This window comes from Paracoccus sp. P2 (genome assembly GCF_046335115.1).
Taxonomy (GTDB): domain Bacteria; phylum Pseudomonadota; class Alphaproteobacteria; order Rhodobacterales; family Rhodobacteraceae; genus Paracoccus; species Paracoccus pantotrophus.
In genome coordinates, this window is sequence record NZ_JBGOSN010000084.1 from 1 (window position 1) to 8,117 (window position 8,117).

Annotated in this window: 7 protein-coding genes and 1 pseudogene; 4 read left to right on the top strand and 4 right to left on the bottom strand. The window is 68.7% G+C overall.

The genetic code is table 11. The features are described from left to right. From ACDP63_RS23590 to ACDP63_RS23600, 3 genes and pseudogenes are all read right to left on the bottom strand, one after another. A partial coding sequence (locus ACDP63_RS23590; RefSeq protein ID WP_409928739.1) for a hypothetical protein occupies positions 1-213 on the bottom strand: 213 nt, incomplete at its 3' end. A gap of 265 nt (positions 214-478) precedes the next feature. Continuing rightward, positions 479-862, bottom strand: a pseudogene (locus tag ACDP63_RS23595) (M48 family metallopeptidase). A 7-nt stretch (positions 863-869) separates the two neighbouring features. Continuing rightward, complete coding sequence (locus tag ACDP63_RS23600; protein WP_074991435.1) at positions 870-1,337, bottom strand: MarR family winged helix-turn-helix transcriptional regulator; 468 nt, start codon at positions 1,335-1,337, stop codon at positions 870-872. Positions 1,338-1,425: 88 nt separating this feature from the next. Here ACDP63_RS23600 and ACDP63_RS23605 point away from each other — a divergent pair, with 88 nt between their 5' ends. From ACDP63_RS23605 to ACDP63_RS23620, 4 genes are read left to right on the top strand one after another with little or no spacing between them, the layout of a single operon-like run. Next, positions 1,426-2,388, top strand: coding sequence for a zinc-binding alcohol dehydrogenase family protein (locus ACDP63_RS23605; protein WP_074991433.1), 963 nt, complete (start codon positions 1,426-1,428; stop codon positions 2,386-2,388). A 34-nt stretch (positions 2,389-2,422) separates the two neighbouring features. Further along, the gene (locus ACDP63_RS23610; protein WP_409928740.1) at positions 2,423-2,965 is read left to right on the top strand and encodes a DUF4405 domain-containing protein; all 543 of its coding nucleotides are present in this window, start codon (positions 2,423-2,425) and stop codon (positions 2,963-2,965) included. 45 nt (positions 2,966-3,010) lie between these two features. Further along, positions 3,011-4,135, top strand: a complete 1,125-nt coding sequence (locus ACDP63_RS23615) for an efflux RND transporter periplasmic adaptor subunit (protein WP_074991430.1) — start codon at positions 3,011-3,013, stop codon at positions 4,133-4,135. A gap of 12 nt (positions 4,136-4,147) precedes the next feature. Then, a complete protein-coding gene (locus tag ACDP63_RS23620; RefSeq protein ID WP_409928741.1) occupies positions 4,148-7,207 on the top strand; it encodes an efflux RND transporter permease subunit in 3,060 nt (1,019 codons plus the stop codon). A gap of 165 nt (positions 7,208-7,372) precedes the next feature. On the opposite strand, the gene ACDP63_RS23625 is transcribed toward ACDP63_RS23620, so the two are convergent. Continuing rightward, positions 7,373-8,117: zinc ribbon domain-containing protein (locus ACDP63_RS23625; protein ID WP_409928742.1), on the bottom strand; the 745-nt coding region annotated here is incomplete at its 5' end.

Genomic DNA, 8,117 nt, shown 5'->3' on the forward strand with positions numbered 1-8,117 from the left:
CGGATCGATGCCGATAACCTCGGTAGCTCGATCTAATGCGGTTCTCAGGCCAACGGCAGTGAGAATATTGGCGCCGTGATCATAGGCGACATACATCTCGTTAAGTATGCTTTGCAGCTGAGCGTCGGTCTTCCCAATTGCATCGAACCAGATGGGCTTGGTTTGGCTTGCCGGCGACGGATAGGTGCGCTTGTCACGCTCTGCTTCGACCAATAATCAAAGGTGGGTCACTTCTCGATGGAAAACCCGGGTCAGCTCTCAGTGCAAATCAACAGTTTATGCGGGTGGGGCTGTTGACCGGCTCCGGTGCCAGGAGGCCCGAAGGCGGTCTCTCCGGGGCGATATTCTCCGGACCTGTTGACTGCGCGGATTTGGTAAATTTCTCATAAGTGCATGTAGTTGCTGAAAAAACCCATGCTGCCGGAATTGCTTGGATTGGGGTCGCGTTTGCGTCTGTCGCGACCGGGTTCGGCAGTTCTCAGGCCATGGCCCGTTCCAGTCTCTGCTTCCGGCGCTCCCAGTCGGGCAACACCTTGTCGAGGAGATCGAAGAAGGCTGCCCCGTGATCGGGTTCGGCCACGTGGCAGAGTTAGTGGGTGATCACGTAGTCGATGGCATCGACCGGCGCCTGCACCAGACGGGGGTTCAGCAGCAGGCGTCCCGCCGGCGACATGGCCCCCCATCGCTGTCGGATCTGGCGCACGATGAGCCCCTTCGGCCTGAATGCCTCGGGATCCGGGAACAGACCGAGACAGAGTTCGATCCGCTCCGGAAACTTGATGTGGGCCCGGTCCGAGTATGCGATCCCGACAGTTCCGCTGGGGAACGGCGGCGGCGTTCGGAACCGACGCGGCCGCGGCAGTTGCGACTCAGCCTGCTCTTCCGGCGATCATCGCCTGCAGCAGGTCGGCGAGATGGCGCCGGTCCTCGGGTCCCAGCCCGGCGATGACCGGCCGCAGGGCCGTCTGACCCTGGCGGCGCAGCTCGGCGACCAGCAGCGCGCCGCTTTCGGTCAGATGGACATCGGTGGCCCGCCGGTCCTCGCGGCTCGGCGCGCGTGCCACGAGGCCGCGCTTCTCGGCCCGGGCGATCAGGCCCGACATCGTCTGCTTCTCGAGCCCGAGATAGTCGGCAAGGTCCGTCATCCGCAGCCGCCGGTCCCACAGAATGCCAAGGACGCGCATCAGGGACAGCGACAGGTCGTGTTCGGCTCCGATCCGGGTGATGGCAGCCATGACGATGAAGGCGGCCGTGACCAGGGCGTCGAGCAGATGAGCGTCCCGAGGGCTGTCCTGACCGTTGTCCGAAGTGTCCTGAGGCGGGGCGTGATGCTGCATGGCAGATCCTCTTGACTTGGTTCGTATTACGAATTATTTAGTTCACCATACGAACCATATCAACCCCGTGACCGAAAGGAAAGGGCGCATGAAAGCCGCTGTTGTCTCTGCCTTCGACCGTCCCCCTGCCTGCCTCGAGATCGCCGAGCCCGAGGTCGGGCCGCGCGGCCGGCTGCCGGTCAGGGTCCTGGCCGCCGGTCTGCATCATGTCACCCGCGGCCGGGCGGCGGGGCTGCACTACTCGGGCACTGGCGAGCTGCCCTTCGTCGCGGGCATGGACGGGGTCGGGCGCGGCCCGGACGGCCGGTTGCGCTATTTCGTGCAGGGCCCCGGAGAGCCGGGCACGATGGCCGAACGCACGGTCATCGATCCGCATCACAGCATCGTCCTGCCCGAAGGCAGCGATCCGGTGCTGATCGCCGGCGCGATGAACCCGGCGATGGCCTCCTGGCTGGCCCTGCGCTGCCGCCTGCCCGCGTTCCGCAGCCGATGGCCGGTCGGCTGGCGACGGCAGGTCGTGGTTCTGGGCGCCACCAGCGCTTCGGGGCAACTGGCGGTGCAGATCGCCCGGCATCTGGGTGCCGCGCGGGTGATCGCCGCCGGGCGCGACCGCGCCAAGCTGGCCCGGCTGGCGGCGCTTGGGGCCACCGACGCCGTGGCGCTCGACGACGAGTCCCTGGGCGAGATCGCCCGTGGCGCCGATGTCGTGCTCGATTTCGTCTGGGGCGAGACGGCGGCGCGGATGATGGAGCGCATGCTGCGGCACCGCGCCGACCCGTCGCGGCCGCTGGACTGGATCCATGTCGGATCGCTGGCCGGCGATGTCGCGCCCCTTCCCGGCGCAGTGCTGCGCTCGGCCCGGTTGCAGGTCATGGGCAGCGGGCACGGCGCGGTCTCCGGGCGCGAGATCCTGCGCGAACTGCCCGAACTGGCCCGGCTGATCGCGCGCGGCACCTTCCGCGTCGACGTGCGGCCCATGCCGCTGAGCGCGGTTGAACAGGTCTGGAACGAGACCGCCCCGGAGGCTGGCCGCATCGTCTTCACCCCCTGACGGCTGGTCCGTCCGCTTCCCGAAAGGAAACCCCATGCCCCCCTTCCGATCGATCGGCCTGCGCAGCTGGGCCACGCCCCTGACCATCGGGTCCTTCCTGCTGATGGCCGTCACCGGTGTGCTGATGTTCTTCGACATCGTGCCGGGCTATGTCAGCTTTGCCCATGAATGGGCCTCCTGGCTGTTCCTGCTGGGAGTGGTGGCCCATGTCGCGGTGAACCTGCGGCCCTTCCAGCGGCATCTCAAGACGCGCGGGGGGGCGGTCAGCGTCACGGCCTTCGCCCTCGTCCTTCTGGCCTCGCCGATTTCCTTCGGCCGGATCACCGCGCCGCAGCTGAAATGGCCCGTCTTCGAGAAGCTGGTCGAGGCGCCGCTGACTGCCGTCGCGGCTGTCGCGGGGCTTTCGACCGAGGTGCTGCTGGCGATCTACGCGCGACACGGCATCGACGCGCAGCCCTGGCAGAGCATCAAGGACCTGTCCGAGGCCCACGGCGAAGATGCCTTCCATCTCGTCGGGATCGCCTTCCTGCGCCAGGACCTGGGCGGAGAGGCCCCCGCTCTGCCTGCGGCCGATTGACCGGGCCCGGCAGCCGTTCAGCGCATCCTGAAAGGAGCATCCGTCATGATCCTGCATCGCAAGACTCTGGCCGCCGCCCTGACGGCATCGCTTCTGGCCCTGATCGGCCTGGCGCTCGGCTCGGTCGGGGGCGAACCAGCGCCCCAGGCAGAGCCGCAGGACCGACCGGCGCCGGTTCTGACCGTCCGGCTGGTCGAGCCGCGCATCGAAGAATGGCCCGAGCACCTGTCGGCGGTGGGCAGTGTCCTTGCCTGGCAGGAGATCAGCATCGGTGCCGAGACCGGCGGCCTGCGCCTGGCGCGACTGCTGGTCGAGGCCGGGGATCGCGTGACGGCGGGACAGGTGGTCGCCGAGCTTGCGGGCGGCACGATCGCGGCGGACCTGCTGGCCAGCCGGGCGGCGCTGCGGGAAGCCGAGGCCGCAGCGGCCGAGGCCCGGCGCGCGGCCGACCGGGCCCTGGCCCTGAAGCCGGGCGAGACGATCTCGGCCTCCAGCCGCGACCAGCTGCTCGCGGCCGCCGAAATGGCGACGGCGCGGCTCGAGGCGGCCCGGGCGCGTGTCGAGGCCGACCGGATGCGCCTGGACTTCGCCACGATCCGGGCGCCGCACGACGGGCTGATCAGCGCGGTCAGCGCGCTCGAGGGCACGGTGATCCAGCCGGGCCAGGAACTCGTGCGGCTGCATCGCGATGCGCGGCTGGAATGGCGGGCCGATCTGCCGGCTGCCGATGTGCCGAGGGTCAGGCCGGGAATGGTGGTGCGGCTTTTCCTGGGCCGGGGCATGCAGGCCGAGGGACGGGTGCGCAGCCTGTCGCCCCAGATCGATGCCGCCTCGCGCATGGCGACGGCGCATGTCGATCTCCAGCCGACGGCCGGTCTGCTGGCCGGCATCTTCGCGCGCGGCGAGATCGAGATCGGATCGCGCGCGGTCCTGACCCTGCCCGAGACCGCCGTCCTGCTGCGCGACGGCTATTCCTACGTCTTTCTGGTCGAGGACGGCATCGCCCGCATGCAGAAAGTGACGACCGGCACGCGAAGGGACGGTCGGGTCGAGATCGGCCAGGGCCTGCCGCCCCGGGCGCAGGTGGTCGAAAGCGGCGTCGGCTTCCTGGCGGACGGCGTGGCGGTGCATGTGCCTGCGCCGGGCGGCACCGCCCGGTCGGGCAGCTGAACGGAGGGGGCGATGAACATCTCCGACTGGTCGATCCGCAATCCCGTTCCCTCGGTCCTGCTTTTCGCCCTGCTGACCATCGGCGGGCTGCTGGCCTTTCTCGATGCGCGCGTGCAGAACTTTCCCGACGTGGACCTTCCCTTCGTCTCGGTCACGACCACGGTCCCGGGCATGGCCGCGGCACAGGTCGAAACCGAGGTCGCCGCTCGGCTGGAAAACGCCATGGCCACGATGCAGGGGCTGCGGCATCTTCACACCGTCGTCCAGGACGGCGCCGCCATCGTCTCGGCCGAGTTCCGGCTGGAGAAGCCCTCGCAGGAGGCGCTGGACGACACCCGCGCTGCCGTGGCCCGGGTCCGTGGCGATCTGCCGGCCGCCGCGACCGACCCGGTGGCCCGGCTGATCGAGTTCCGCAACACCCCGATCCTGACCTTCACGGTCGCCTCCGACCGGCTGGATGACGAGGCGCTGTCGCGCTTCGTGGACGAGCAGGTGACGCGCCGGCTGATGGCCGTGGCGGGGGTCGGCTCGGTCGCGCGGCTGGGCGGCGTCTCGCGCGAAGCCCGGGTCGAGCTCGATCCCGACCGGCTGGTGGCGCTGGGGCTGGGCGCGGCGGAGGTCTCGCGCCATGTCGCGGGGCTGCTGGTCGATGCCCCGGGCGGCCGCGCGCGCCTTGGCGAGGGCGAGCAGAACCTGCGCGCCACGCTCGACATCCGGACGGTGGCCGATCTCGGCGCGCTGGACATTCCCCTGCCGGGCGGACAGGTCCTGCGTCTGGACCAGCTGGCCAGCAGCATCACTGACGGCGAGGCCGAGCGGCGCAGCGGCGCGCTTCTCGACGGCAAGCCCGTGGTCGGCTTCCAGATCCTGCGGGCGATCGGCGCGGGCGATGTCGAGGTCGCCGAGGCCGTGCGCGCGGCCGTGGACGAGCTGGCCGAGGCCTATCCCGACATCCGCTTCGTCGAGGCCTTCAATTCGGTCGAGCCGGTGAAGGAGAACTATCACGGCAGCATGTCGCTGCTCTATGAAGGCATTGCGCTGACGATCGTGATCGTGGGCCTGTTCCTGCGCGATCTCCGCGCCACCTTCATCTGCGCCCTGGCGCTGCCGCTCTCGATCCTGCCCACCTTCCTGTTCATGCAATGGATGGGCTACACGCTGAACATCATCACGCTGCTGTCGCTGTCGCTGGTGATCGGCGTTCTGGTCGACGATGCCATCGTCGAGGTCGAGAACATCATGCGCCACCTCCGGCTGGGCAAGACCCCGCGCGAGGCCGCGCGCGAGGCCGCGGCCGAGATCGGCATGCCGGTCATCGCCACGACCTTCACGCTTGTGGCGGTCTTCCTGCCCACCGCCTTCATGCCGGGCCTGCCGGGCAAGTTCTTCGTGCAGTTCGGCTGGACCTCTTCGGCGGCCGTGCTGGTGTCGCTGCTCGTGGCGCGGATGCTGACACCGATGATGGCGGCCTACATGCTGCGTCCGGCCCGCGACACGCATCGCGAGCCGGTCTGGATCGCCCCCTATCTGCGCCTGGCCCGATGGTGCCTGGGGCACCGCGCGGCAACCATGACCCTGGTCGGCCTCTTCGGCCTTGCCAGCTTCGTGCCCCTCTTCTCGGGCGCGACGCAGGGCGATTTCATGCCGGCCAGCGACCTGTCGCAGATCCGCATCACGGTCGAGCTTCCCCCGGGCAGCACCTATGACCAGACCCTGGCGACCGCAGAGGAGGTGCGCAGCGCCGTGGCCGGGCATCCGCAGGTCGTCGGCGTCTTCACGGCCATCGGCGCGGGCGGCGCCTCGGATGACCCGGGGGCCGGTGTGCCGGAGGCGCGGACGGCAACGCTGACCGTCAGCCTGACCCCGCGCGGCGACCGTCCCGGCCTGACCCAGCAGGACATCGAACGCGAGCTGCGCGAGGCCGTGCGGAACGTGGCGGGCGCCCGGATCGACGTGGTGTCGGAAGAGACCTACACGCTTGTGCTTTCGGGCGAGGACAACCGGCTGCTCGAGGAATACGGCGCCGTGGTCGAAAAGGCCCTGCGCGGGCTGGCGGGCATCGGGAACGTCACCAGCAGCGCCAGCCTGCAACGCCCCGAAATCGTCATCCGGCCCGACAGCCTGCGGGCGGCGGAACGCGGGGTCAGCACCGAAGCCATCGCCGAGGCGGTGCGCGTGGCCACGCAGGGCGATCTCGACCGCTTCCTGCCCAGGCTGAACCTCGGCCAGCGCCAGGTGCCGGTGGTCGTTCGCATGACAGAGGATGCGGCTTCCGACATCGAGGCCCTCGGCCGCATTCCGGTCTCGGGCTCCAAGGGGCCGGTGCTTCTGCACGAAGTCGCCGAGCTTGCCTTCGACAGCGCCCCGGCACAGATCAACCGGCTCGACCAGCGCCGCAACGTGACCTTCGTCATCGCCCTGAACGGCCTGCCGCTGAGCGAGGTGCAGGCCAGGGTCGCCGAGATCCTGCCCGGGATCGACCTGCCCAGAGGCATGATCCTCAGCGAAAGCGGACAGGCAGAGACCTCAAACGAACTGGGGCGCGGCTTCGCCCTGGCCATGGGCGCGGGCGTGGCCTGCATCTACATCGTCCTCGTGCTGCTCTTCCATGCCTGGGTGCAGCCCCTGACCATCCTCGGCGCCCTGGTCCTGTCGGTGCCCGGAGCCCTGCTGGCGCTGTTCCTGACCGGCACCAACCTCAGCATGCCGGCAATGATCGGCATGGTGATGCTGATGGGGATCGCGACGAAGAACTCGATCCTGCTGGTCGAATATGCGATCACGCTGCGCCGCGACGAGGGGCTTGGCCGGCTCGACGCGCTGCTCGACGCCTGCCGCAAGCGGGCACGCCCCATCGTGATGACTACTTTCGCGATGGGCGTCGGAATGCTGCCCATCGCCCTGGGGCTGGGGGCCGATCCCAGTTTCCGCGCGCCGATGGCCATCGTGGTGATCGGGGGACTGATCACCTCGACGCTGCTCAGCCTGCTGGTCATTCCGGTGCTCTACACGCTGATCGACGACCTCGCCGGACTTCGCCTGCGCCGAAGACCCCAGCCGGTCGCCGCCTGAACCGCGCGGCCGCGCCGGTCACCGGAGCCGCGCCCGACCTTCCGGCCGGGATTCCCGGGCCGCAGGCGGATTGACGGGTTGTGTGCCCCCTTTCCAGACTGCCACCCCATCACGTCCGATGTCGCCCTTCAGTCAACTGGAGCGGAAATCAGAGACGCTTCGACTCTAGTCCCATCCCCTCCGCCACTTCGGTATAAAACCGGGAACGCCGATTCCCGCCGATTTCCCTCCCTTAGTGGCCATGAGCGTCTTTAACAGGACGTTTTTGTTGCCTTTGATGTAGATCGCATCGTCCGCGACCACGACACGCTGCGCGAACGCCCGGACGTGTTCCCGCCGATAACCGCCCTTTCCAAGCCGGAGCCGAGTGCGGGCTTCGGACGCCAGTTCGCGCACGGCCGCCCCGGTGATGCCCTGATGGGCCGGGCCTTTCAACATGGCCTCGGTCCTTTCGGCATCGGCCCGCGCCTGATCCCGTAGCGCGGTTAACCCCGCGATCCGTTCGCCAAGGGCAGATTCGGCCGGATCGAGCGAACCGGCCTCGATGGCGTCGTAGAGCCGCTTTAGCCGCATGTCGGCCTCGGCCGCGCGCTGGTTCAATTCGGCGATGTGCTGGCTGCGCCGCTGGACGCTCTCCTGCCGGCGATCCAGCAGCGATGCGAGAATTTCTTCGATCCTCTCGGGGTCGAGAAGTCGTTCTTCGATGTGGCCGACCACGATGCGGTCGAGCTTGTCCATGGGAATCGCCCGGCCCTTGCAGCCGGTTTCGCCCTGCCGCGCCCGGATCGAGCAGGCATAATAGCGGTAGGCCACACACTGGTACCGGCGCTGGAGCAGGTCGTCATCCTGACCGACCAGGTGCTCGATCTCGCCGTAGTCGACCGCGGCTATCGCGGCTACGGTGTGAACA